At 42.2% G+C, this 26,805-nt stretch carries 15 protein-coding genes; 11 read left to right on the top strand and 4 right to left on the bottom strand.

Annotation, left to right across the window (positions count from 1 at the left end):
- Window positions 1-86 precede the first annotated feature (86 nt).
- The 6 genes from CLV57_RS02685 to CLV57_RS02715 all read left to right on the top strand — a co-directional run bounded on the left by CLV57_RS02685 (window position 87) and on the right by CLV57_RS02715 (window position 13,953).
- Window positions 87-4,085 carry a hybrid sensor histidine kinase/response regulator transcription factor gene (locus CLV57_RS02685; protein WP_169927053.1) on the top strand — a complete coding sequence of 1,333 codons (3,999 nt, stop codon included), beginning with the start codon at window positions 87-89 and terminating at the stop codon, window positions 4,083-4,085.
- A gap of 769 nt (window positions 4,086-4,854) precedes the next feature.
- The gene (locus CLV57_RS02695) at window positions 4,855-8,037 is read left to right on the top strand and encodes a SusC/RagA family TonB-linked outer membrane protein (RefSeq protein ID WP_211290016.1); all 3,183 of its coding nucleotides are present in this window, start codon (window positions 4,855-4,857) and stop codon (window positions 8,035-8,037) included.
- Window positions 8,038-8,046: 9 nt separating this feature from the next.
- Window positions 8,047-9,885, top strand: a complete 1,839-nt coding sequence (locus CLV57_RS02700) for a RagB/SusD family nutrient uptake outer membrane protein (RefSeq protein WP_100339815.1) — start codon at window positions 8,047-8,049, stop codon at window positions 9,883-9,885.
- Between the two features lie 11 nt (window positions 9,886-9,896).
- Complete coding sequence (locus CLV57_RS02705; protein WP_100339816.1) at window positions 9,897-10,577, top strand: DUF3823 domain-containing protein; 681 nt, start codon at window positions 9,897-9,899, stop codon at window positions 10,575-10,577.
- Window positions 10,578-10,817: 240 nt separating this feature from the next.
- Window positions 10,818-13,157: a TonB-dependent receptor gene (locus tag CLV57_RS02710; protein WP_100339817.1), complete on the top strand. Its 2,340-nt coding sequence runs from the start codon at window positions 10,818-10,820 to the stop codon at window positions 13,155-13,157.
- Window position 13,158: 1 nt separating this feature from the next.
- On the top strand, window positions 13,159-13,953 hold the full coding sequence (locus tag CLV57_RS02715; RefSeq protein ID WP_100339818.1) for a DUF4249 domain-containing protein: 795 nt from the start codon (window positions 13,159-13,161) through the stop codon (window positions 13,951-13,953).
- 94 nt (window positions 13,954-14,047) lie between these two features.
- Here CLV57_RS02715 and recA read toward each other — a convergent pair whose 3' ends face one another.
- The 3 genes from recA to CLV57_RS02730 form a co-directional block, all read right to left on the bottom strand.
- The gene (recA, locus tag CLV57_RS02720; protein ID WP_100339819.1) at window positions 14,048-15,061 is read right to left on the bottom strand and encodes a recombinase RecA; all 1,014 of its coding nucleotides are present in this window, start codon (window positions 15,059-15,061) and stop codon (window positions 14,048-14,050) included.
- A gap of 193 nt (window positions 15,062-15,254) precedes the next feature.
- Entirely contained in the window at window positions 15,255-15,989 is a 735-nt protein-coding gene (locus tag CLV57_RS02725) for a 3-keto-disaccharide hydrolase (RefSeq protein ID WP_100339820.1), read from the bottom strand.
- A gap of 2 nt (window positions 15,990-15,991) precedes the next feature.
- The gene (locus tag CLV57_RS02730) at window positions 15,992-17,572 is read right to left on the bottom strand and encodes a glycoside hydrolase family 43 protein (RefSeq protein WP_100339821.1); all 1,581 of its coding nucleotides are present in this window, start codon (window positions 17,570-17,572) and stop codon (window positions 15,992-15,994) included.
- A 364-nt stretch (window positions 17,573-17,936) separates the two neighbouring features.
- Here CLV57_RS02730 and CLV57_RS02735 point away from each other — a divergent pair, with 364 nt between their 5' ends.
- The 4 genes from CLV57_RS02735 (at window position 17,937) to araD1 (ending at window position 24,444) form a co-directional block, all read left to right on the top strand.
- Window positions 17,937-20,093 (top strand): alpha-L-arabinofuranosidase C-terminal domain-containing protein, encoded by a 2,157-nt coding sequence (locus tag CLV57_RS02735; protein WP_100339822.1) that lies wholly within the window; start codon window positions 17,937-17,939, stop codon window positions 20,091-20,093.
- 164 nt (window positions 20,094-20,257) lie between these two features.
- The gene (locus CLV57_RS02740) at window positions 20,258-22,630 is read left to right on the top strand and encodes a glycoside hydrolase family 127 protein (RefSeq protein ID WP_211290017.1); all 2,373 of its coding nucleotides are present in this window, start codon (window positions 20,258-20,260) and stop codon (window positions 22,628-22,630) included.
- A gap of 17 nt (window positions 22,631-22,647) precedes the next feature.
- Complete coding sequence (locus CLV57_RS02745) at window positions 22,648-23,424, top strand: SDR family NAD(P)-dependent oxidoreductase (protein ID WP_100339824.1); 777 nt, start codon at window positions 22,648-22,650, stop codon at window positions 23,422-23,424.
- A 9-nt stretch (window positions 23,425-23,433) separates the two neighbouring features.
- Entirely contained in the window at window positions 23,434-24,444 is a 1,011-nt protein-coding gene (gene araD1, locus CLV57_RS02750; RefSeq protein WP_100339825.1) for an AraD1 family protein, read from the top strand.
- 59 nt (window positions 24,445-24,503) lie between these two features.
- On the opposite strand, the gene CLV57_RS02755 is transcribed toward araD1, so the two are convergent.
- Window positions 24,504-25,061 carry a helix-turn-helix domain-containing protein gene (locus CLV57_RS02755; protein WP_100339826.1) on the bottom strand — a complete coding sequence of 186 codons (558 nt, stop codon included), beginning with the start codon at window positions 25,059-25,061 and terminating at the stop codon, window positions 24,504-24,506.
- A gap of 382 nt (window positions 25,062-25,443) precedes the next feature.
- Here CLV57_RS02755 and CLV57_RS02760 point away from each other — a divergent pair, with 382 nt between their 5' ends.
- A complete protein-coding gene (locus CLV57_RS02760; protein WP_100339827.1) occupies window positions 25,444-26,757 on the top strand; it encodes a cupin domain-containing protein in 1,314 nt (437 codons plus the stop codon).
- Window positions 26,758-26,805: the final 48 nt, after the last annotated feature.

Here is a 26,805-nt window from a genome sequence, read left to right on the forward strand (position 1 = left end):
TCAATAAGTTGGTTGAGTTTTGTTTTTTTAGTAAGCGAGTTGCTGTCTGTGTTTTATTATGCCTTTCTGTATTTTTAAGCAGTGAAGTGTTAATAGCCCAATCGGTTTCTTTAAGCCAATCACTTAACGGCACAGATAACTATGCAGTTACCAACTATGGCACTTCTGACGGGCTTCCATCTGCAGTTACTACGTCAACGGTACGAGACAAAATGGGATTTTTATGGGTTGGAACGCAAAACGGTTTAACCAGATTTGACGGGCATAGCTTTCGGACATTGTACCATGCGCCTAATGATTCAACAACTATATCAGGTAATTCTGTTACGGCTCTTTGCAGCGATGCAATGGGTTACATTTGGGTAGCAACGTCTAACGGACTCAATTTATTTGATCCGGTTACAGAAAAGTTCACACGCTTTAACTTTCAGGATGCTAAACGTTACGGGATAACTGAAGGCAAAATAAAAACATTGTTGTGTGACGCTAAAGGAGTAATATGGCTCGGAACAGAATCAGGTTTAGAACGGTTTAACAGGCATACCAGGGAGTTCTCATCTGTAGTTTTGCCGGCAGCATCCTCATCAGAGGTTCCAACCTCGGTTAATGCCATTGTTGAACAGAAGGATTTTGTTTGGGTGGGCACCAATAACTTGGGTTTGTGCCGGGTAAACAAAAAAAATGGATTGGTACATTGTTTTGCAAATGTTGGGGAACATGGGGAGAGCACTGGTGATATCAGATCTATCTGTTTAGACGGAGCCGCAAAAATATGGGTAGGAACCTTTAAAAATGGGCTTTGTGTTTTTGATACAGAAAATGAGTTGTTTTCGGAATATTCCCCATCCAATGTAAACTTTTATGACGGGGTTTTTTCTGTTATAAACCACAAGCGCGATGTTCTGATTGTTGGCGATAGCCGGAGCTTTTACCGGCTTAATACAAAAAATGGCGAGGTGAGGCAAATTTCAGGCACTGAAGTGCACAGGCGCGGAAATTTGTGGAAGGATAGATCAGGCATGGTTTGGATCAGTTCAGTTAACGGATTAGCTAAACTTGATCCGAGGCAATTAAAATTCAGGTTTTTTGACTTGTCTGTTGATGATGCCAACGTTCAGAGCATTATTGCTGAGCCGGATATGATTTTATACGGCACATCTAAAGGCTTATTCAGTAGCAACAAAATGGGAATGAGGCTGAATGCTATAGACGGGAAAAATAAAGTATTAAATGGTGCAGAAATAAAAAAGTTATACAAGGATAGAGACGGCCTTTTCTGGATAATTACCGGTAATAGTTTTTTTTCTTTTAACAAAGATAACAATGAGATCAGGCAAGTGGGGCCGCCAACAGTTAATGGCGCTCCATTGGCCGACGAACTTTACCGCGACATTATTCAATTGCATAACGGTAAATATGCATTGGCAACCAGCGTGGGTTTGAGGGTTTTTGATTTAAAACAGAATAAATTCGTTCACTATAATTTTCCGGAAAAGGGAATTTCGTCCGCAGCCAATCATATAACATGTTTGCTGCAAACGGCTGACGATTTTTTATGGATTGGAACAAAAGGCAAGGGGCTGAAAAGATTGGATCTTAAAAGCGGTAAGGTGCTTACTTACATAAGTAAAGGCAGGCAAAATGAAATAGCTAACAACAATATTTATGCGCTTTACCAAGACAAGTTAAGTAATTTATGGGTATGCACGGCTGACGGATTAAACCTTTATAACAAGCAAAAAGGATCATTCAAAACGTTTTCAATAAAGGCTGGGTTTTCCAGCAATGTTTTTAACAGCGTGGCCGGTGAAGACCAGGCCCATAGGCTTTGGCTACTTACAGAAAAAGGTTTATCGGTATTTGACTATCAGCACGGTACGGTAAACAATTATGATGAACGGGATGGTTTTAGATTAGCTTCTGGCGCAAGCCAGTCTGCTTCTGGAATGATTTACATTGCCGGTCGTAATGGCGTTACATGGTTTAACCCTAACAATATTCATTATAATAACACACCACCTCCGGTTTATTTTACAGATTTATTAATAAATCACCATTCGGTAGATTCCCGGTCTCTGCCAATAATGAAAAAGCTGAATATTGAGCAAAAAATTGTTATTCCTGATAACGAAAGCACATTTACGGTTGATTTTGCTGCGTTAAACTTCACCCAGCCCGACAAAAACAGGTATGCTTACTATTTGCAAGGCTTTGATAAACGATGGGTGTACACGGGAAATCAAAGAAGGGCGTCTTACACCAATCTTGACCCCGGCACTTATACACTGCACGTAATTGCTGCCAACAATGATGGCACCTGGAATAAAGTAGGCAGGAAGCTGGTCATTTCGGTGAGCCCTCCATGGTACATGACCTGGTGGGCTTATACAGCATTTGCCAGTGCTGCGTTTTTACTGTTGTACTTATACTTAGCAAATCGTAAAAAAAGGTATTCTGAAATAAAGCGCGTTAATTTAGAGAAAGACAAGGAGCGAGAAGTAAGTGAACGCAAGCTGGCTTTTTTTACAAACATATCTCACGAATTTCGCACCCCGCTCACATTGATCATTAATCCGGTTAAAGAGTTATTGTCTAAAAGCAACGCCTCCGGCAAGGACGAGCTGGACGTGATCTATCGTAATTCAACCAGGCTTCTGGGTTTGATAGATCATTTACTACAGTTCAGGCGTTCCGACGCCGGGAGTGATCAACTGGCATTATCGGTTATTGACCTGCCATTTTTATTGCAAGACATTTATTTGTGTTTTACTCAACAGGCAAGTTCAAGGAACATAAAGTTAGCCTGTAACTGTGATTGCGAATCATTATCTGTACTTGCTGATAAGCAAAAAATTGAGATTGCAGTATTTAATTTGATTAGTAACGCAATGAAATTTACACCGGATAACGGAGCCATTGAAATAACATTGAAATGCATAGATGAGATGGTTAGCCTTACCGTATCAGATACAGGGCCGGGTATCCATGAAGCTGACCGTGATAAAATCTATAACAGATTTTATACAGCCAACTCCGGAGGCGCAGCAAAGCATGGCTTTGGTATCGGATTATATCTGGTTAAAAGCTACATCGAAATTCATAACGGAACAGTAACTCATTATAACCGGCCGTCTGGTGGTTCTACCTTTCATATCATGTTTCCGCTGCTTACTACTAATACCTTTACTCCCGAACCCTCATTAGATAATTTTGTGGCAGATAATTTAAAAGCAGATGCACCCCTAAAACAAGCAACTGATGAAGTATTGGATTTTGAAATTCCCGTAAGTGATAAAAAGGCAATGTTGGTGATTGATGATAATGAAGAAATGAGAAATTATCTAAAAAAGGTTTATCAAAATGATTATGATTTTCATCAGGCTTCATCCGGAGAAGAAGGGTTGCAAATAGCTAAAAATATATTACCTGATATTATAGTAAGCGATATAAAAATGGACAATATGAGTGGTATAGATTTTTGCCGCTCTATTAAACAGGAGCCGGATCTGAACCATATACCTATACTGTTACTTACCGGAAGCGTTGAACCCGAATGTAAGTTGAAAGGTCTGGAAGCAGGTGCGTTTGACTTTTTAAATAAGCCGTTTGATATTGATATGCTGAGCACCCGTATTAAAGGCATTTTGCAAGATAGGCAGAATCTGGAAAAATACTATTATAACGAGGTTACGCTCAAATCGCAAACAACGCATATTTCTGACAAAGATAAAGACTTTATAAACCGCTGCGTTGATGCTATTGAAAACCACATTTTAGATAATAATTTTGAGCTGCAGGTAATTGCAGATAATATTGGTGTTACCTACGCAACACTATTCAAAAAAATAAAAGTTATAACAGGGCAAACGGTTAACGCTTTTGTAAGGTATGTGCGCCTCAGAAAAGCTGCGGAACTAATGATCCAAACCAGTTGTAACGTGAATGAAGCTGCTCTCAGCACGGGTTTTAATGATATTAAATATTTTAGGGAGCAGTTTCAAAAACAGTTCGGAACGCGTCCGTCTGAATTTATCCGTAAACATCGGGCTACGTTCAATCAATCATACCGCATCAAAAAAGTTTAAATCGCATCTGTTTTGAGCAATTAAAGGCTGGTCATTGATCAGCCTTTGATGTTTTATATAGTTATTCAGATTCCTGCTTAAATGTGTGGAATAAAATTGCGTGATCTTCAATTTACAGCGCTATTATTGGGGGTTTTGGATGTAACGAAAATTGATTTTCCTCACCCATTTTTCAATAATTTGCCGTAGCGAACTCTCCCTGCTGCGTATAGCAGCTTTTAAGTATAAAAACATCATTTTACCCCCTAAAAATACAGAATTTGCCACCCCTTTTTGTAAAATGTATAGGGTTAATTTGTGGTATAAACCAAGAATTATACACCAAATTTTGCGCTTTTTGATAAGATCGCGCATCCATTAAACCCCTTATGTTATGAAGCAATTCTACAAAAATTCCCAATTCTGTTTAACGCGATTATGTGGTCGTTTTCTACTTCAGTCTTAGCTTGAATATAAGCGCCGATAATAAACTAATTAACAACAATACAACGCCTCATCTGCCTGAAATAAATTATTCATTACCCTCGGTAATGGAATAGTATAGTAACCATTCCATTAATAGGTAATGCGATATATGGATTACAGTGATGTTGCAGAAAGGAGTACTATATGCCGTAGACCAACAGAGATTTCAGAAAGGCACCACCCGATGCTGATCTGTTTTTTTAAAAATTTTAAATACACTACTAACCAATAAGCAATGTATAAACCTAATACTCAAGAAAACCGGAGGGTGCAAGTTCACCGTCCGTATCTATTATTGCCTGTAATGAAGAGCCTCGTATTTGTAGGTGTATTCATGTCTCAAAGGGCGTACTCATCACCGGTAATGCCATCATTGGAAAGTGCAGTACCTAATATTGACCTGATAGCAGCTGCTCAGATATCCGTATCGGGTAAGGTAACAGATAATACAGGCGCTCCACTACCGGGAGTTACAGTTATGCTTAAAGGCACAAACACAGCCGTTTCAACAAATGTGGATGGTGCTTTTTCTATAACCGTACCAGCCGGTAATCAAACGCTTGTTTTCTCTTCTGTTGGTTTTTTAAGCCAGGAGATTGAAGTTAAGGGCCGCACAACAATTAATGTAACACTTAAAGAATCTGCTACAAATCTGGAAGATGTTGTTGTTGTAGGATACAGCACCCAATCAAAACGACAAATTACTACCGCGGTAAGTACCATCAAAAGTGATGACATACTCCGCACATCTTCTACCACAACAGCGGGTGCACTGGCCGGAAAAGTGCCGGGCGTAGCAACCCGGGCTTTAGATTCAAGACCGGGAAGGGGCATTACGCTGGAAATCAGAAATATGGGACGGCCGTTGTATGTAATAGACGGGATTCCGTATGGCGGTCCTGCTGGCAGAGACTGGGTTGGCAATTCAAATGTTTCTGGCGAGGATGCTTTTAACGCCATAAATATTGAAGATATTGAAAGCATTTCTGTATTAAAAGATGCCGCAGCTGCGGTTTATGGATTACGTGCCGCAAATGGCGTTGTGCTGGTTACCACCAAAAAAGGAAGTAAAGGCCAGGCAAAGGTGAAGATCAACAGTTATTATGGGCTTCAAAATCTCACCCGGTTCCCTAAACTGGCAACTGCAGGTCAATATCAGAGAGGACTTGTTGAAGCTGCACAAAATGCCGGAACCGACCCAAGTACGGTGCTCACCAGAGAGGAGCTGGCAAAATGGGAAGCTGGCACCGAGCCGGGCTATAAAAGCTATGATTATTATGATATAATTATGCGAAAAAACGTTCCTCAATCCAATATAAACGCAAGTATTTCGGGTGGGTCAGATCAGTCAAATTACTATCTCTCTTTAGGTAATACAAGGCAAGAGGCCACCATGAAGGATTTTGATTATAACCGTACCAATTTGCAGGCCAACATGGAAGGGAAAGTTGGTAAACGGTTAAGCATCGGATCGCAAATAAGCGGAAGGCTTGAACGCACGCGTGATGTGGGACTACCAGGAGGCGATGGTTATTTCTCATCATTATTGTCGCTTTTCAGCAGCATACCTACCTATGGTCCGTACGCTAATGACAATCCGGAATACATGAACGCTATTCCTAACCGACCGGATCTAAACCCAGCCCTGTTTAAAAGAGATGTAGCAGGTTACAAGGACAACTATACTAAAAACTTTAACGTTAACTTATACGGTGAGTACAAGTTTGATTTCGGACTGTCAGCCAAAGCTACTTACTCATACAATTATACCAAGCTGGATTTTGATGGCTTTCAATACTCTTATGATTTCTATACTTACAACAGAAACAATAATACCTACATACCCGGTGGTGGTCAAATTGCCAGATGGCGCTATGAAGCCCAAACAGATGTAGTGGCGCGGTATGCACAATTTATGCTTAGGTATGCAAAAACACTTGGAAGCCATAACCTGACCACAGTGCTTGCATATGAAAGAAGTGATTACGATAACTTTAACAGAACTTCTAACACGGCACCAACAAACAATTATATACCGTTTAAAACCTTATCTGAGTTAACCGGCTATAGCGAAGCATGGCGTTACGAGGCAAGGTCAGGTTATATTGGCAGGATAGACTATGCCTATCAGGATAAATACTTACTTGGCTTATTGGCCCGTTATGACGGATCTTACCTGTATGCACCGGGTCGTAGATGGGCGTTTTTCCCGGGTGTTTCTGCAGGTTGGCGTATTAGCAGCGAGCCATTTTTTGGAAAACTGAAAAATGTGATCAATGACCTTAAGCTTAGGGCATCTGTTGGCCAAACAGGAAGCGAATCGGGCGTAAGTATGTTTGATTACCTGCTTGGCTACACCTACAACCAGGGAATATCTGTGTTAGACGGAAAGAATGTAATTGGCGCCAGGCCAAGAGGATTGCCAATAGACAGGTTATCATGGGAAAGACATACCACTTATAACTTAGGTTTGGATATGAAGCTTTTGGATAACAAGCTTTCAATTACCGCAGATATTTTCCGGAAAAGAATTACTGGAATACCGGCTGGCAGGTATGATGTATTGCTGCCAAGTGAAGTGGGTTACACTTTGCCTAACGACAACCTGAACGTAAACGAATTTAGAGGCGTAGAGGGTATGGTTGCCTATTCTAACCGGGTTGGTGAACTGAATTATAACGTGAGTGTAAATGCTACCTACTCCAGGTTGCGCAGAATTTCAACTTATAAACCGCGTTTCAGCAGCTCATGGAACCAATATCGCAATGGAATTGAAGACCGTTGGGATGGGGTATGGTGGGGTTACCAGGCTATTGGCCGTTTCCAATCAATGGAAGAGATCAGAAATTATCCTATTGATAACGGCGACGGACAAAATAACAGAACACAGCTTCCCGGCGATATAATTTACAAAGATGTAAATGGTGACGGTATAATTAACAGCATGGACGAGCGGCCAATTGGCTATCCGCAAGGACGAGCGCCAATGTTAAGCTTCGGAACCAGCATCGGGTTGCAATGGAGAAGCTTTAACCTTAACCTTGATTTCTCGGGTGGGGCCATGCAATCATGGTTTCAGGATTTTGAGCTGAGAAATCCTTTTCATGCAGGCGGTAACTCTCCGGCCTATTTGTTAACAGACAGGTGGCACCGCGCAGACCCTTATGATCCTAATAGTACCTGGATTCCGGGCAAGTATCCTGCAGTTAGAAAAGGTACCAGTTTAAATAACAGCAAGAACAGCGATTTCTGGCTACGTAGTGTTCGTTTCATCCGCTTAAGAAATGCTGAGTTTGGGTATAGCTTACCACGCCAAATTACCAGCAAATTAAAGATGGAAAGGGTGCGCTTCTATGTGTCTTCGTCAAATTTATTTACAATAGACAACTTAGGCGATGTGCAGATTGATCCGGAGATCAGCGCTAACGCTGCCGTGGTATACCCGCAACAAAAAACCGTTTTATTCGGAATTAACTTAACTTTTTAACGCAAGGCCATGAAATACAGAAAAATTATTTTACTCCTCTTGTGCGTCATCATAAATGTCATAAATGGTTGTAAAGAGGATAAATGGTTGGAAAGACAGCCCAGAAATATACTTACAGATGACCAGGTTTGGAAAGACCCTATTTTGATACAGGCGCTTTTAGCTAATTATTATGACAGGTTGCCATCATTACAGGGCGTATTTAGTTCAACCGGCGCAAGCGAGTATGACGACGCTATGTGGTCTGGTCACCTTGACCAAAATGGCAGGAACGATTTTGCATTTGGAGATAGCTTCGGCCGCTATTGGGACTATACTTTGATAAGGGACATTAACCTCACTTTAGAAAATATAGCGCAATACAGCGGAACCATAGGCGAAGTTAAGAGGAAACAGTTCAATGCGGAGTTAAGGTTTATGCGCGCATTTATATATTTTGAACTGGTTAAGCGTATGGGCGGCGTGCCGCTTGTTACCAAACAGCTTATATATAACTACAGCGGTGACGCAACACCTTTACAAGTTCCCCGGTCAAAAGAATCTGAAATATATGATTTCGTTTTTAGCGAGACCGAGGCGATAAAAGAAGATTTTGCAGAAACCGGTTCAAGCAGAACAAGGGCAAATAAATTTATAACACTTGCATTACAGAGCAGAGCTATGCTGTATGCTGCTTCTACCGCTAAATACAATAGTTTGACCACCAACATTAGTTTGCCCGGTGGCGAAGTAGGTATTCCTGTTGAGAAAGCAAATGATTACTATCAAAAATCGCTTACTGCCTCACAGGCCATTATCGCCAGCCCAAACTATGCGCTCTACAACACAGCAGGAACTTCTCGCGGAGAAAACTTCTACAAGCTTTTAATGGACAAAAGCTCTAAGGAGATCATTTTCGCGAAAGACTTTGCCACAGGTAAAGTGCACGGTTTCACCTATGATAACGTGGTTAGAAGCTTTAGGGCCGATATTGAGGGTTCTTCCATGATATCGCCATCTTTAAGTCTGGTTGAAAGTTATGATTACCTTGATGGAACCAAAGGCACCTTGCGCGATAAGGATGTAAATGGCGACTACATCGTTTACAATTCTATGTCGGATATTTTTGCTAATAAAGATGGCCGCTTAGCTGGTACGGTGGTGCTTCCCGGAAGTAGCTTCCGTGGCGCGCAGATAGACGTTCAGGCAGGCGTAGCACAGTGGGTTAACGGGGCATACCAGTTACGCACAGGCACTTTGGGTTCAATATTTACTGATGGCAAAAAGCTTACCGGTTTTGATGGCCCACGTATTGACGACCAGTACGTAAGTGCCACCGGTTTTTATCTGCGTAAATATGTTAGTGAAAACTCGCAGGACGGTGTACGTCCAAGCCTTGCTTCAAACTGGTGGTCATGGTTTCGTTTAGGCGAAATTTACCTTAACGCAGCAGAGGCGGCCCATGAATTAGGCATAAGCACAGCCAAAGATTATATCAATACGTTAAGAGAGGTGCATGGCGGATTTCCACCTAACAGCATAACCACGCTTACAAACGATATAATTCGCAACGAACGTAGAATTGAACTGGCATTTGAAGATCACAGATATTTTGATCTGAAAAGATGGAGAATAGCTCACCAGGTTTGGAATGGATCAGAAACAGACCCTAATGCTGTTGTATGGGGGCTTTACCCTTACCGAATTTCAAGACCAGGACACCCGGACGATGGTAAATTCCTGTTTCAGAGAACCCGTTCGGTACGTTTCCGCAGGGCACGTTTCTTTCAATTGTTGAACTACTATTCATCAATTGATCAGGCGGTGTTGAATAACAATCCCAAACTTGTCAGAAATCCATTCCATTAATTGTTTAAAAGATGAAAACGAAATATATTTTAACGCTGATCGCGGCAGCTGGTTTGTTTTTTACAGCATGCAAACATGACAATTATGTAGAGCCAAAAGCTACCTTATCCGGAAGGGTTTTATATAACAGTGAGCAGGTGAGTGTACGTAATAACGGCACACAACTGGAGCTATGGCAAGATGGTTTTGCGCTCCGCGCACTTATACCGGTTTATGTTGCCCAGGACGGAACATTTTCTGCCAGCTTGTTTAACGGAACCTATAAATTAACTCGTAAAGGTAATTCTCCGTGGCTGCAGCAGAGCACAGATACTGTTGTTATTCAGGTTAATGGTAACACCAGGGTAGACTTGCCTGTAACACCGTACTTCACTATTAAAAGCACAACTTTTGCTGTTGCAAATAATGTAGTTACGGCCAATTTTATTGTAGACAAAGTTGTGGCTACAAGTAATAATTTGCAAAACGTAAAGCTTTACCTTGGGTCATCAATACTTACTGATGAGGTGCGTTCAGAACATAAAGTGGATGCTAACCTGGCAACGGTTGTTTTAGGAGCAAATTCTACCATTACTACTACTATTCCAACTGCATTAAGAACCTTGCCTTATGTTTTTGCGCGTATCGGCGTAAAATCAAGTGCAACAGGTGAGTATGTTTATTCGCAGGTTCAAAAAATAGCGGTTAAGTAAACTGTAAAGCGTAGTAACACACTTGTTTCGCAATTAGAACATGCGCTGCTATCAAGCAGTTATAGAAATTACTTACTTAATGCGTAGATAACAAAACCCTTCAGAGATTATCTGAAGGGTTTTTGTTTAAAAGTTACTTGTTTTAATATAATCACATTTAACACACTAATAAACCCTGATGGCCGTTTTTGTGATGTGGTTACAATATATTTGCACCAAACTAATTTCAACCATCTGCTGATGCACAAATTCTGGGTCTGTTGTATATTATCATTGTTGCTTGTTTCCTTTCGTTCTGTTAATGCTTTTGCTCAAAAAAATTTTGTGGTTAGCGGTACCATCAAAGATTCTGCTACCGGTGAGACGCTTATTGGCGCCACAGTGCGCTTGGTGGAGTTAAAACAAAGTGGCGGAGTAACCAATTCATACGGCTTTTATTCATTAACCGCACCGCAAGGTAACTACACACTGGCCGTTAGCTTTGTTGGATACAACACCATTACGCAACCGGTTCAGTTAACAGCCAATATGCAGGCTAACATAAGCCTTACAGCTAACAATACATTAACAGAGGTTTCTATCAATGCCCGTTCTGGGCATGAGGCTGATAATATTGAAAGCCCTCAAATGGGCCTCATGCGCTTGGATGTAAAGCAGTTGGATAACATTCCGGTTATTTTTGGTGAGAAAGACGTTTTAAAAACCATACAGCTTTTACCGGGTATAAAAAGTACGGGTGATGGCAATACCGGTTTTTATGTGCGCGGTGGCGGGTCTGATCAAAACCTTATTTTGCTTGATGAGGCTATTGTTTACAATGCTTCTCACTTATTCGGTTTCTTCTCAACTTTTAACACTGATGCTATAAAAGATGTAAGTATGTACAAAGGCGGTATGCCGGCACAATATGGTGGGCGTATGTCGTCAGTGTTAGATATAAAAATGCTGGAGGGTAATGATAAAACCTTTTCTGTGCAGGGCGGCATTGGTTTAATAGCTTCGCGGTTAAAGGTTGAGGGGCCGTTGGTTAAAAACAAAGGCTCGTTTATGGTTAGCGCAAGGCGGACTTACGCTGACACTTTCCTTAAGCTATCTTCAGACTCTACTACCCGCAACGCCAGCTTGTATTTTTATGACATAAACGCTAAAGCAAATTATCGCTTTGATGATAAAAACGCGCTTTTCGTATCCGGCTATTTTGGTAAGGATGTTTTAGGCCTTAAAAATAATTTTGAGACCAACTGGGGCAATCAAACAGCTACCGTTCGTTTCAATCATATATTTAACAGCAAGCTGTTTTTAAATACCTCTCTCATATATAGCAATTACAGTTACGTTATACAAAGTTATAACGCTAATCGCGATTTCAGGATCACTTCAAAAATTCGCGACTTTAACCTGAAAGAAGATTTTCAATATTTCATTTCAGATAGGCACACCTTATCTTTTGGCGTGAACGCGGTTCGTCACAGCATTGCTCCCGGCGAGATCAGTTCTTCCGGCACTTCTTCTATTAATAATCGTACTATACAAAATCGCTTCGGCATTGAGGCCTCGGCCTACATTTCTGACGAGTGGAAGCCTGCTGAAAGGCTGAGCATTATTGTCGGGACGAGGTTAAGCTGGTTCTCGTTAATAGGGCCAGGCAAAATAAATACTTATAATGATAATGGCACTATTGTAGCAACCAACAACTACACGTCCGGTCAAATTATCAAGACATACTTCAATCCCGAGCCGCGTGTTTCCATGAATTATAAGCTTACCGAGTTAAGCTCAGTGAAAGCGTCGTATAACAGGAACACACAGAACATACACCTGCTGGCTAATTCAACCGCCAGTACACCTACTGATCTATATGTGATGAGTAGCAATAACATTAAGCCAGGCATTTCAGACCAGTTTTCTATAGGTTATTTTAGAAACCAGGCCGATAATACTTACGAGTTTTCTGCCGAGGCTTATTACAAGGGCATGCAAAACCTTATTGACTATCGCGATGGTTCGCAATTGGTGGGTAATGAGGATGTAGAATCGCAACTGGTGTACGGTAAAGGAAGAGCATACGGTATAGAACTGTTTGCAAAAAAACGCACCGGCCGTTTAACCGGTTGGATAGGCTATACTTTATCAAAAACCGAGCGGAAGTTTGATGCCATCAACAAAGGCCAATATTTTCCGGCTACTTATGATCGTACTCATGATATTTCGATAGTTGCCATTTTCAAAGCGAGCAAGCGTGTAACCGTATCTTCTACATTTGTGTATGGAACAGGCAATGCTGTTACGTATCCGCAGGGAAAATATCAGGTTGGAGGGATAACTACATTTTACTACCCATTACGTAATGCCGACCGTATGCCGGCTTACCACCGTCTGGATTTGGGTGTAACACTGGATGGACGGGAGCACAAACGCTTCCATTCCAGCTGGACATTTGGGTTGTATAATGCCTATAACCAGAAAAACCCATATACCATTACGTTTAGAGACAACGAAAAAGACCCCTCGCGTACCGAGGCGGTTAAAACAAGCTTGTTTGGTATAGTACCATCAGTTACTTATAACTTTAAGTTTTAATATGAAAGCACTACACGTACCCATTTTTTTAGTATTGCTTGCAATAGCTTTTACTTCATGCGAAAAGGTAATTGATCTTGAGTTGAAAGATGCTGCACCACAATTGGTGATAGAGGGGGGCATATCAAATGCCCCACAGATACTAACTGTGAAAATTTCGCGCACGGTACCATTCGATCAGCCTAATGCTTTTCCCGGTGTTAGCGGCGCTACAGTGAGATTAACTTCCGGCACAACAACGCTTAACTTTGCCGAAACTTCTAAAGGCGTATATCAAGTGGGGCCTGTGTCGGGCCGGTCGGGCCGAAGCTATAATTTGCAGGTTGACGTTGAAGGACAAACTTACAAAGCCACGTCAACCATGCCTACCCAGGTGTTAATAGATTCTATAGCGATAGACGAGGATGGTTTTAGGGGGAGGGATAAAAAAACGATGGTGGTTTATTTGAAAGACCCTTCCAATCAAAAAAATCAATATCGTTTTTTAATGAAAGTGAATGATGTTTTAATAAAACAGGTATTTACCCGCAACGACGAGTTTAGCAATGGCAACGTAATAAGGGTGCCGCTATTTCAAGATGACGTGGAGATAAAAACCGGCGATAGAATAGATATTGAAATGCAATGTATTGACGAAGCTAATTACACTTATTGGTTTACTTTTAGTAAACAAAGCGGAAACGCGCAAGGCAATGCATCAGTATCGCCTACCAATCCGCCTAATAACTTTGATAAACCTGTGTTAGGTTATTTTAGCGCTTACACCACAGACAGGCGGATAGTTAATATAAAGTAGATTAGCTGAATTTTTAATTTAATACTGTAATACAAAAAAGGCCGCTCAAAACAAGCGGCCCTCAAAACTAATCTCAATTAAAATAACGTATTAACTATTCTTTTTCTTCCAATAATTTATCACCGGTAACTTCGGTTTTAATACGGGTTTCCAACTCATCCATTAATTCAGGGTTGTCTAATATCAACTGCTTAACAGCATCACGACCCTGGCCCAAACGGGTATCACCATAGCTGAACCATGAACCGGCTTTTTTGATGATGTTGTGTTCAACACCCAGGTCAATTATTTCGCCTGCTTTTGAAATACCTTCGCCAAACATAATGTCAAACTCGGCAATGCGGAACGGAGGTGCAACTTTGTTTTTAACAATTTTAACCTTCACCCTGTTACCAGATACCTCATCGGTATCTTTAATTTGCGATATACGGCGAACATCCAAACGCACGGAAGCGTAAAATTTCAAGGCGTTGCCACCGGTAGTGGTTTCAGGGTTACCAAACATAACACCTATTTTATCGCGTAACTGGTTAATAAATATACAGCAGCATCCGGTTTTGCTGATAGTTCCGGTTAGCTTACGTAAAGCCTGAGACATTAAGCGTGCATGTAAACCCATTTTTGAGTCGCCCATTTCACCCTCTATCTCAGCCTTAGGCACCAATGCCGCTACCGAGTCAATCACCAAAATATCTATAGCTCCTGAACGGATAAGATTATCAGCAATCTCCAATGCCTGCTCACCGTTGTCCGGCTGAGAGATTAAAAGATTTTCAACGTCAACCCCCAGTTTTTTGGCGTAAAAACGATCGAACGCATGCTCCGCATCAATAAAAGCAGCTATACCACCTTTTTTTTGCGACTCGGCAATTGCGTGAATAGCTAAAGTAGTTTTACCTGATGATTCCGGACCATATATTTCTATAATTCTACCCTTAGGCAAACCGCCTACACCCAATGCAATATCTAAACCCAATGAACCGGTAGGGATAACCTCAGTAGCTTCAATTACTGAGTCACCAAGTTTCATGATGGTTCCTTTTCCGTATGATTTTTCCAGCTTATCCAGCGTAAGCTGTAACGCTTTTAATTTATCTGAGTTGCTCATTTTTCAAATTATCTTCAGCAAATATAATAATAGTTTTTATAAATGCTAATTTTTTTAGTAAATAATTGTTTATTGCTTTTTGATTCTTAAAAAGTTAAATATATAGTGGTTGTTTGTTTAACGCGCGCTAATTTTTTCAACAACACATATTTATTAAAAAGAAAACGCCCTGGTATTACCAAGGCGTTTGTTTCTATTTCAGTTCCTTTATTTTCAGGTTTCGGAAGGATACCGTATTGCCGTGGTCCTGTAACAATATTCTGCCTTTTGGCGCTTCGCCAAAGTTGGGATACACTTTGTATTTACTCTCGGCAACGAATTGTTTAAAAGCGTCAGATCCACGGTCGTATTCCAGTATTTTAACTCCATTAAGCCAGTGTTCAACATGGTTATTTGGCATAACAACAATAGTTGCCTCGTTCCACTCGCCGATAGGCTTTATAGCTGAAGCAGGCTTGTCCGCAGGTATCAGGTCATACAATGAACCTAATTTGCGGTTGCCATTTTTACCCGCCTTAGCGTCAGGGTGACGCTCATCATCTAACGTCTGATATTCTAACCCTATGTTCGAGTGGCTTTTTTCATCGCGCGTAACAAAGTACTTCAGGCCGCTGTTAGCTCCCTCGGTAAGTTTAAATTCAAACTTTAATATAAATGCCGAATACTCTTTTTCTGTTACAATGTCGCCGGTGGTGCCATAGCCTGAAGATGCTAAAATAGAAAGTACGCCGTCTTTCATTTCCCATCCTTTTTCAGGGAAAGGCTTGCCCGATCCGCTCATCCATCCGTTGGAGGTTTTGCCGTCCCATAACAACACATAGCCATCTTTTTGCTCGGCTTTGGTTAATGTGGTTTGTGCCGATGCCAACGCTACTGCACAAAACAGCATCGATCCGCAAAGAATAGCTTTTAAATAGTTTGCTTTCATAATTATTGTTTTGCAGTTATTTTATCACTTAATCTCAGGTAGTCAAAATCAACATAGCCGCCGGTGGTTTTAGTAGCGTAGTTGAACAGACCAAAACGGTACCCCATAAAGTGTGGTAAAGTGTATGACATTTTTAGCATGTTACCTATAGGAGTCCAGGTTTTGCCGTCCAAACTGTAATACAACCAGGCTTTATCAACACGGTTGGTAAAATCACAGTCGGCTTTAAAGTAAACCACTTTTTGGTTAATAGGAATGTTAGCTGCTTCAACTTCAGTAGCACCCTGGCCATCACCCACAACAATAGCTTTGCCGGTTGCAGTGGCTTTCACGCCTACCCACTCATATCTCTTTTGCAATAGTAATAAACCTGCTACGTCACCATCTTTCATGTTGGTTACATCCATCGCAGTTGTGGCTGATGATGTAGGGCCAAAGGTGCGTTGGGTAAGTGTATTACGTGCTTGTAAAACGTTGCTGTCAATACGGCCGGTAGTTAAACGTAAATAACCCGGACGCGCTGTAACAGACCATTTATCATTAACAGGGTTGTGGTTCCATTGCCAGGCCAGCGGAAGGGCAGCCTCACCTTTTTTGCGGGTAAACTCATCGCTGTTAACTAAGCCCGGCATTAAGCCTTTGCTTACTGGCAGCTTCAGATCTGCCGGGAACTTGCCGTTATCACCAATTATTGGCCAGCCATTCTCCCATTTTACAGGCAGGATGTAAGGCGCACGTCCTACCGATCCGTAATCGCGGAACAAGTAAGCAAACCAATCGCCTTTAGCGTTGTCTATAATACTTCCCTGCGCAACGCCCAGATGCTGGAAGCCTAATTTACCTTCCCATGGACCGGTAATTTTATCGGCACGATGAATAACCTCTGTACGCATACCGCCACGTGGCCAGGTAATATTAAAAAGATAATATTTACCGTCGTGTTTTAACAATTGCGAACCTTCAGCCTGCAAGTTGATGTTTGTACCTGCGGGAGCGCTTGCATTCTGAACAATAATTTGTTGAGTTTCGGGCTTTATACCTGACAAGTCTTCTTTTAACTCAACAAGGTTGATTTTGCCGGTGCCGTAAGCCAGGTATATTTTTCCGTCGTCGTCAAAAAACAGTGAGTGGTCATGCAACGATGGTTTAAAAGAGTGTTCAACCCAAGGGCCTTTCTCAATATTTTTGGTTGTGAAAATATAAGTTTTGCCAGTTGTGCTTGAAAAGGTGGTCACATAAAAAGTACCGTTGTGATAACGTAAACTGCTTGCCCATGAGCCTTTACCATAAGCATTTTTTTTGCCGACAAGATTCAGGTCGTCATTATCGCCAAGGGTTTGGTATACGTAGCCCACCATCTGCCAGTTAACCAGATCTTTTGATTTCATAATAGGCAAACCCGGATTCATGTGCATCGTGGTGCTGCTCATGTAATACGTATCGCCAACCCGTATCATGGCCAAATCTGGTACATCTGCAAAAACTACAGGTAAGGGCTCAGGTTTGGTTTGTGCTAAGGACGGGTAATTTGCACCGATAGCCAAAGCTATAACGCATACAAAACGTTTAAAAAGAGTGTTCATATAATTAAATTGGTATAGCTGGTTTAACGCTTTATTATTTTAACGAAAATATATCATTTAAATGATAAGCGGGTTGACAGCAATGAAAAACATTGTTGCCTAAAGTCAAAGTTAACCTTTCAGTTTATTATTAAATTATCTAAAACTGACTGTTTATTGCATCATAAATGCAATAAATTGGTTTTTTCTGGCGATTTTGAACCAAATACACGTTTGCGAGGTGGCATTGTGAATGTAGTTGCTTCATATTAAAATATTTGCTCAAACGGTTTCGTCACTAAATTAATACGGGGTAATACTTTGAACAGTGGGGCATCATCTATAACTTCGATAATAAATGTAAAAAGTACATTTAAAATCAGTTATGAAACTTCGCTTTTTATCCGCCGCTGTAGCACTAACCTGCGCAGTTCATGTTGCAGGCGCGCAAACCACAAAACTAACTTTAGACCTCAGTAAAGCAACCGTGCCGGTTAGCCCGATGCTTTATGGTTTAATGACAGAGGAGATCAACTACGCGTATGATGGTGGCTTATATGCTGAATTGATACGCAACAGAATATTTAAAAACAATACTAAGCAGCCTGATGGCTGGAGCCTTATTAGCGAAGGTGATGCTAAAGCCGCTATACAACTTATAGGTGCCGATCCAACCAACGTTCCGCGCAATGAGCGGGGTCATGCTATTAATGAAGCGCTTACAACATGTTTGCGCTTAACGGTAGAAAAGCCTGGTACGCGTGCTGGTATTGCCAATTCGGGCTACTGGGGTATACCTGTAAAGCCGGGCACCACCTACGATGCCTCATTTTACATAAAAGGAACTGGACAGGCACCGCCAGCACAGTTTGGTAACCGTCCGCCGCAGGCCAATAGCAACGCCGCGCCAATAGTAACGATTGCCGACAATACTGCCGGCCCTATAACGGTTAGCCTTGAAAGCAATGATGGTAAAACCGTGTTTGCAAGCGGCACTATTGATCTGATAAAATCACCATACTGGAAAAAGTATTCGCTCAAACTCACTACAAAAACGGGATTTACGGCAACCAAAGATGCGCACTTTGTAATATCAACCAACCGTACTGGTTTGTATTATTTTAACCTGGTGTCGCTTTTTCCGCCTACCTATGGCAACCGGCCAAATGGCAGCAGGCCGGATCTGATGCAGATGCTCGTTGATATGAAACCCGCGTTTTTACGCTTCCCGGGCGGAAACTACCTGGAAGGGCCCTACCTGGCCGATCACTTTCCTTGGAAAACCACTTTGGGTCCTTTGGAGCAGCGTCCGGGTCATCCGGGTAGCTGGGGCTATCGCGCAACCGATGGTTTGGGCCTTTTAGAATTTTTAGGCTGGTGTGAAGATGCGCACATGGAACCATTACTGGGCGTTTATGCCGGCTATTCGCTTAACGGAGACCACGTTGATCCGGGACCTTTGCTGGAGCCTTATGTTCAGGATGCACTGGAAGAAATAGAATACATTATTGGCGATGCAAAAACTACCTATTGGGGCAAACGCCGTGCAGCCGATGGTCATCCGGCACCGTTCAAATTAACCTATGTTGAGGTAGGTAATGAAGACTGGTTTGATCGCTCCAATACTTACGACGGACGCTTTAACCAGTTCAGGGCGGCTATTAATAAAAAGTATCCGCAATTAAAGGTGATATCAACCATAGCAAGTAAAGTATATCCAACTCAAAAGGTAACGAGCGGCCCGCCAATTGATATGGAGGATGAGCACTACTATCAAAACTCATGGCAAATGCAGGAAGATGCATTTAAGTATGATAACTACGACCGTAAAAAAGGGCCAAAAATATTTGTTGGTGAATGGGCTACACGCGAAGGTTCGCCGACCACAAATTTAATATCGGCTTTGGGTGATGCAGCCTTTATGACCGGTATGGAGCGTAATAGCGACGTTGTTTTAATGTCGTGCTTTGCGCCGCTGTTTGTTAACGTTAACCCCAAAAATGATGCAACTGGAGAACCATCGGGTATGCAATGGGCTTCGGATCTGATCGGTTATGACGCGTTAAACAGCTACGGCTCACCATCTTATTATGTTCAAAGCATGTTTAACAACAACATAGGTAACCGTGTGGTGCCGGTTAGCGCAACTAACCTGCCCATGCTGCATATTGATACGGCTACGCTGAATAAAAATCTAAGTCCTCAACAGCGCCGGGGCCGCCAGCAAAAACCGGAGCGCCCTTCGTTATATTATGTGGCTACTAAAGACACTAAAACCGGCACTATTTACATTAAGGTTGTAAACGTGGCCGACCATGCCGAGAACGTTACGCTTGACCTGAATGGTGCAGGCACTATAGTATCAACAGGTACACTTATTGAATTGAAAGGAGACAAACCGGAAGCAACCAACACCATTACCGACCCTAAACATATTGTGCCGATAACTACCAATTTAACCGGAATTGGCAAATCTTTCGCGCATAGCTTTAGCCCGTATTCTGTGAGTGTTATCAAAATAAAAACTACACCTGCCAAATAGTCTGAGGTGTGTAAATAAAATATAGCCCCGGTACTTAACAGGTTTCCGGGGCGTTTTATAACAATATCAAATTCCAATTTTAGAAATAATTGTACTTTAAACAATTATTATACTGATATTGGCGTTCATTTTCGAAACCGATTAAAATTCAAAAAACTCAATTTATGCGTTCGTTTTTTTCAATGCTATTGTTAGGCAGCAGCCTTGCGGTTAGCGCGCAAATACCACCTAAACCCAGTGCCCCCGGTCTTAAGTTATTCCGCATTCAGGATGTACATTTGTTGCCAAGTCCGTTTAAATCTGCTGAGAACATCGACCTGAAATATATGCTGGCGATGAGTCCTGACCGTTTGCTGGCTCCGTTTTTACGCGAAGCCGGTTTAACGCCAAAGGCACAAAGCTACACCAACTGGGAAAACACCGGCCTTGACGGGCACGTGGGCGGCCATTATTTAACTGCTTTGGCATTAATGGAAGCATCAAACGGAAGCAAAGAGGCGCATGACCGTTTGGTTTATATGCTAACCGAATTAAAACGCTGCCAGGACGCTAACGGCGATGGCTACATTGGCGGTGTGCCGGGAAGCAAAGAACTTTGGGCCGAGGTATTCAAAGGTAATGTAGGTGCTATTGGAAAAAAATGGGTGCCGTTCTATAACATTCATAAAACGTTTGCCGGTCTGAGAGACGCGTATGTGCTTACAGGCAATGAAATGGCCAAAGATATGTTCATTAAGTTTGGCGACTGGTTTGTAAAGCTTTCTACCACGCTTACGCCTGAACAACTGCAAACCATCCTGAGAACAGAACACGGAGGCCCCAATGAAGAACTTGCTGATCTGTATGCTTTAACCGGCGATAAAAAATACCTTACCGCTGCTTATAGCTTTTCGCATAAAGCTATTTTGGAGCCATTAGAAAATGACCAGGATAAGCTGGATAACCTGCATGCCAACACCCAAATACCAAAAATTATCGGCTTTAAACGCATTGCCGATGTTAGCGGCGATAACAAGTATGATGAGGCAGCCAAGTTTTTCTGGAATACCGTGGTAAATAAACGCAGCGTTGCCATTGGTGGCAATAGCCGTCGCGAGTTGTTTAATCCGGCTAATGATTTTTCGTCGATGATAACCGAAGTACAGGGCCCCGAAACCTGCAACACGTATAATATGTTGAAGTTAACAGAGGCGCTGTTCCTATCTGATCCGAACTCTAACTATATGGATTTTTATGAAAGGGCGTTGTACAATCACATCCTTTCATCACAGCATCCAACCAAAGGAGGCTTTGTATACTTTACGCCAATGCGTCCGGGTCATTACCGTATTTACTCGCAGCCCGAAACAAGTATGTGGTGCTGCGTTGGCTCAGGCATGGAAAACCACGCCAAGTATGCCGAAATGATTTACGCGCATGATGCCAATAGCGTATATGTTAACTTGTTCATTCCATCTACCTTAAACTGGAAAGAAAAAGGATTGGTGTTAACACAAAACAACAATTTCCCTGAGCAGGAAGGTACTTCATTTACTGTTACTGATCTTAAAAAAGCGGGCCAATTTACCTTACAGGTAAGATATCCAAAATGGGTTAAAAAGAATGGCTTTAAGGTAATGGTTAACGGTAAAGCTGTTACCGTACCAGAGCAAAGCAATGGTTACGTTGCCATTAAACGCACATGGAAAAAAGGCGACAAGGTTACCGTTGCCCTGCCAATGGAGACCACTACTGAGCGTATGCCTGATAATTCAAATTATGAAGCTGTTGTGCACGGCCCTATAGTTATGGCTGCCGAAATTGGCAACAAAGATATTCCGCTACTATTTGCTGATGACAGCCGTATGGGCCACGTTGCAGCCGGTAAAGTATTGCCTTTGCAAAACATGCCAATGTTTGTAAGTAATACCAATAATGATGTTGCTTTTATAAAACCGGTAGCAGGCAAGCCGTTAACTTACAGCATGAACGGATTGGTATACCCTGAGAAATTTGAGTCGCTTAAACTGGTGCCGTTTTACAAGGTGCATGATAACCGTTATGTTATTTACTTCCAGAAGGAAACACCGCAAAGCTTTGAAGTGATCAAACAAAAACTGGCAATTGAAGAAGAAGCCGCGGCTAAACTGGCAGCAGCAACGGTTGACGTAATTAATAACGGTGAGCAACAACCGGAATCGGATCACTTCATTGAGAGCGAAAACTCAGCCACAGGCATTACCCGTGGAAGATATTACCGCAATGCAAAAGGCTGGTTCAGCTACAAACTGGTCGACAAAAATAAAGAGGGAGCCAAACTACGTCTTACTTATTTAGGCACAGACCGCAATAAGAATTTCTCTGTTTTGATCAACGGTAAAGAAATTGCCAAAGTAAGCCTGGATGGCAGCAAAGGCAATGATTTTTACACCGAGGAGTATGCTATACCCGCTGATGTTTTACAGGCAGCCGGAAATGGGGGTTTAACTGTGAAATTTGTAGCGGCTGAAGGATCAACAACGGCCAATATTTATGAGACCCGTTTGTTACGTAAATAGGCTTTAGCTAACCGGATTTGAAACATAGCGTATTAAAACAGTTTGATCTGAGCGGCAAAACTGCCCTTATTACGGGCGGTAATCGCGGTTTAGGTTTGGCCATGGCACAGGCATTGGCAGAAGCCGGAGCTTCAATAGCTATCGCAGCACGCGATGAGGCTGTTAATCTGCATGCGCAAAAGGCGATCAACACTGATTTTGACGTTGATTGCATCACTCAGGTTTGCGATGTTACCAGTGAGAAAAGCATTAAGGCAACGGTTAATTATGTTTTAGATCATTTTGGGAAGATAGATATCCTCATTAATTCAGCCGGCATTAATATCCGCGGTAAAATTGAAGATATTTCGTTGGCAGAGTTCAACCTGGTGCAGCAGGTAAATGTTACCGGCGCCTGGATGATGGCGAAGGAAGTTATACCTACCATGCGCAGAAACGGCTATGGTCGTATTATCAACCTGAGCTCTATGTTCGGAGTAACGGCCATGACAGACAGAACACCTTATGCTACAGCCAAGGGCGGTGTGATACAACTTACCCGCGCGCTGGCATTGGAGCTGGCACAGGACGGTATTAATGTAAACGCCATGCTGCCTGGTCCGTTTGCTACAGAAATAAACCTGCCATTGTTGAACGACCCCGAAAAATATAAAGCTTTTATGGCCAAAATACCCATGGGCCGTTGGGCCGAACCGCACGAGATTGGCGGTTTAGCCTTGTACCTGGCCAGCCCGGCATCAAGTTTTGTTACCGGCGCAATGTTTTCTATTGATGGTGGATGGATAGCTCAGTAAATTAGCAGCATGGAAAATACAACACGTTTAGTGCAACTCAAAAACGCTTCGGGCAGATGCGTTGCGTTGGTTAAAGAGCCTTCGTTATACATTATAGATAATTTTGATTCGGTTTATGCTATGGCTTTACATGCCATTGATAATGGCACAACAGTTAAGCAATTAATTGAGGAAAACCTAAGCGATAAGGCGGTTAACTATGATGAGATTTACGAAGGTAAAAGCGACTGGAAACTGCTGCCTGCTTTTGATCATCCAACTAACGTATCAGAATTAGTAATATCTGGCACAGGTTTAACGCATAAAAGCAGCGCGGCTAACCGCCAGGCCATGCACCAAACAGGTGATAATAAACCTACCGACAGTATGATCGTATACTGGTGGGGCGTTGACGGCGGTATTGCCGAAGGCAATAAACCCGGCATTCAACCCGAATGGTTTTATAAAGGCAATGGTTCAGCACTAAAAGGCCATGGTGATGAGCTTGAAGTTCCGGCTTATGGCAATGACGGCGGTGAAGAACCAGAGGTTGCAGGTGTGTATATTATCGACAGGGAAGGAAACCCCTACCGGGTAGGTTTTACAACCGGTAATGAGTTCTCAGACCATGTAATGGAGAAGAAAAACTATCTGTACCTGGCGCCATCAAAATTAAGGCAAAATGCCATTGGTCCAGAGTTGGTGATAACCGATGATTTCTCTGACCTGACCGGCTACGTAAATGTAAACCGAAAAGGCGAAATACTTTGGGAAGCCGAAAATATCAAAACCGGCGAAGCGGCCATGGCGCATAACCTGGCTAATTTGGAATATCATCAGTTTAAATATGATGGGCATCGCGTACCACTACAGGCGCATGTACACTACTTCGGCACAGGGCAGTTCAGCTTTGGTAAAGGCATTAAGCTGGAACACGGCGACGAAATGCTGGTACAATGGGAAGGCATGGGCCGCGCTTTAAAAAACTATGTTAAAATAGTTGCCGAAGAAGAAAAGCTGGTGCCTGTACGCACGATATAAAAAATTGTAAAAGTGCGATTCTCTCCATCGCGAGCGAATTGCACTTTATATTTCAACGATCAAACAAAAATATCCAGATAAGTCACCACATCAGAAACCGGGATAATGCCGTGTTTTTGAATGGCGTTAAAATACAAGCTATCCCCTTGACGCAGCGTATAGTCGGTATCGCCCACAGTCATCTTCATTTCGCCCTCTACTACATAAACAAACTCCTGCCCGTCATGCGATAGTTGATGCGGCTTAACTTCGCCCTTCTTCGCCACAAACAAAAACGGCTGCATCTTTTTCTCGTGAAATGCCGAGGCATATGGAAAAATGGAATATCCTTTTTCGGTATGCATAAGTTTGCTTTCAGCTTCCGCCCGCGAGGTAACAATGGCTTTTTCCCAGCCGTTTTGCTCCATTAGGCTGGATACGTTGGTGCCTAAATTTTGGGCAATTTTTACTAGCGTAGCTACCGAAGGCATGGTTTTATTATTTTCAATTTTGGATACCATGCTTTTGGATATTCCGCAATTGTCGGCAAGTTCCTGTAAAGTTCGTTTTTGGGTAACACGCAGTATGCGTATCCTGTCGCCTATATTAAGCGTTTTATGCGAAGCGCTTTCTTCCATTAAAGTTGTTGTGATAAAATAGCATAATGCAAGCTCAAAAATAACTAACTTATTTAATAGTAGTGTATGGCTATTAACAACCCTCAATATTGTTGCAATTATAATTCCACCACAGATTTACCGGTGGCTTTGGAGCTAAATGATTGCTCATGCTGGTTACAAATATGTTACATTTATCAATTTCCATTGCTGTAGTATAAATTTATATTTGTAGTAAGGCAATTACTCTGTTAGCTGTAGTATTATTGGGTAATATGCTTAACAGAAAAACCATTTATTAATTATAGACCATTATTTTAAGTCGCGAAAATCAATGCTGATTGCAACGCATCGGCTATATATTATGGCTTGAAAAATTTAGTACACAACCTTTATAAATATTATGAAAAGATTATTACTTCTGTTATTAGCGTTTTTAACCATCTCGGTAAAAGCGCAGCCGGGTGCGGCAGCTTCGCGTGTAATGAAAAACGATCCTTCAAAGCTGAGGGCTCAACCTAAAATTCACGATGGCGCCGGTACCATGGCCTTTACTCAATTGTTTGGAGGCAGAGATGTAAGCACTAACCTGATGTACCTGCACGCCGGTGTAATGAACCCTAACTCAAGCATAGGCGAGCATTTTCACCACAGCATGGAAGAAATGTACGTATTGCTGGAAGGCGAAGCAGAATTTACCATCAACGGTCGCAGATCATTGATCAAGGCTCCGGCACTGGTTCCATGTAAACTGGGCGATGCGCATGGCTTATACAATACCTCTGGTAAAACCGTAAAATGGTTAAACTTTGGCATTGGCAAAAGCAAAAATAGCGGCGGCGGTGTTTTCAACCTTGGCGATCCGCTTACACCAGGCACTAACACGCTTGATGCCATTCCTCAATTTGTATCAGGCAGATTAGAGCGCGACAAATTACGTGCGAACCCTAACTATACCGGCAATGGTGTTGTAGCTCGTCGCATATTTAATCCGGACGTATTCCAAACCGAGTGGAACAATGTTGACCATGTTGTAATTCCGGCAGGTGTTGCCATGGGTCCGCGTTCAATGGAAGGTTTTGAGGATATTTACTACGTAGTGAATGGCTCGGGTACAGTTGATCTGAATGGCAAAAAATTCCCTATTGGTCAGGATGATGCTTTCTGCGGCTTATTAGGCGAGAAGGTAAACATTGCCAGCACAGATAAAGAGCTGGAGTTATTAGTGATCAGCATAGCTGTTGATAAAACCAAACTGGTTCCGCAAAGAGGATTTGCAGGCGGTCCGGGTGCTGCGCCAGGTGCGGTTGGCGGCCCTCGTGGTGGTTCAGCTCCAATGCCGGCAGCAACCGCTCCTGCGGCTGCTCCAAAGGCTATGTTATTGCAAATGGACTTTGTGGTTGAGGCACAAAATGCCGAAGCTTTTGAAAAAATGTATACCAATGTTTATGTACCTGCTTTAAGGGTTCAACCAGGTTACCTTGAGTCAAAACTGATCCGTATTTTCCCTACAGAAATTGAAAAAAAAATTCAGGGTGAGGCAACAACCTATAACTACCAGTTATTCCTGTCTTTCGATACCGAAGCTAACCGCCAAAAATGGGTAGCCAGCAAAGAGCACGTTGGTACAGCATGGCCTGCTGCCGAGAAGTTAGCCAAATCATACAAATGGCGCGGTTACGACGTTGTTGGCGATGATAACGTTAAAATAAAATAAGCTAACAGGATAATAAACAACATGAACCGGCCTTAATAACTCCGGTTC

This window comes from Mucilaginibacter auburnensis (assembly GCF_002797815.1).
In the GTDB taxonomy this organism is placed as follows: domain Bacteria; phylum Bacteroidota; class Bacteroidia; order Sphingobacteriales; family Sphingobacteriaceae; genus Mucilaginibacter; species Mucilaginibacter auburnensis.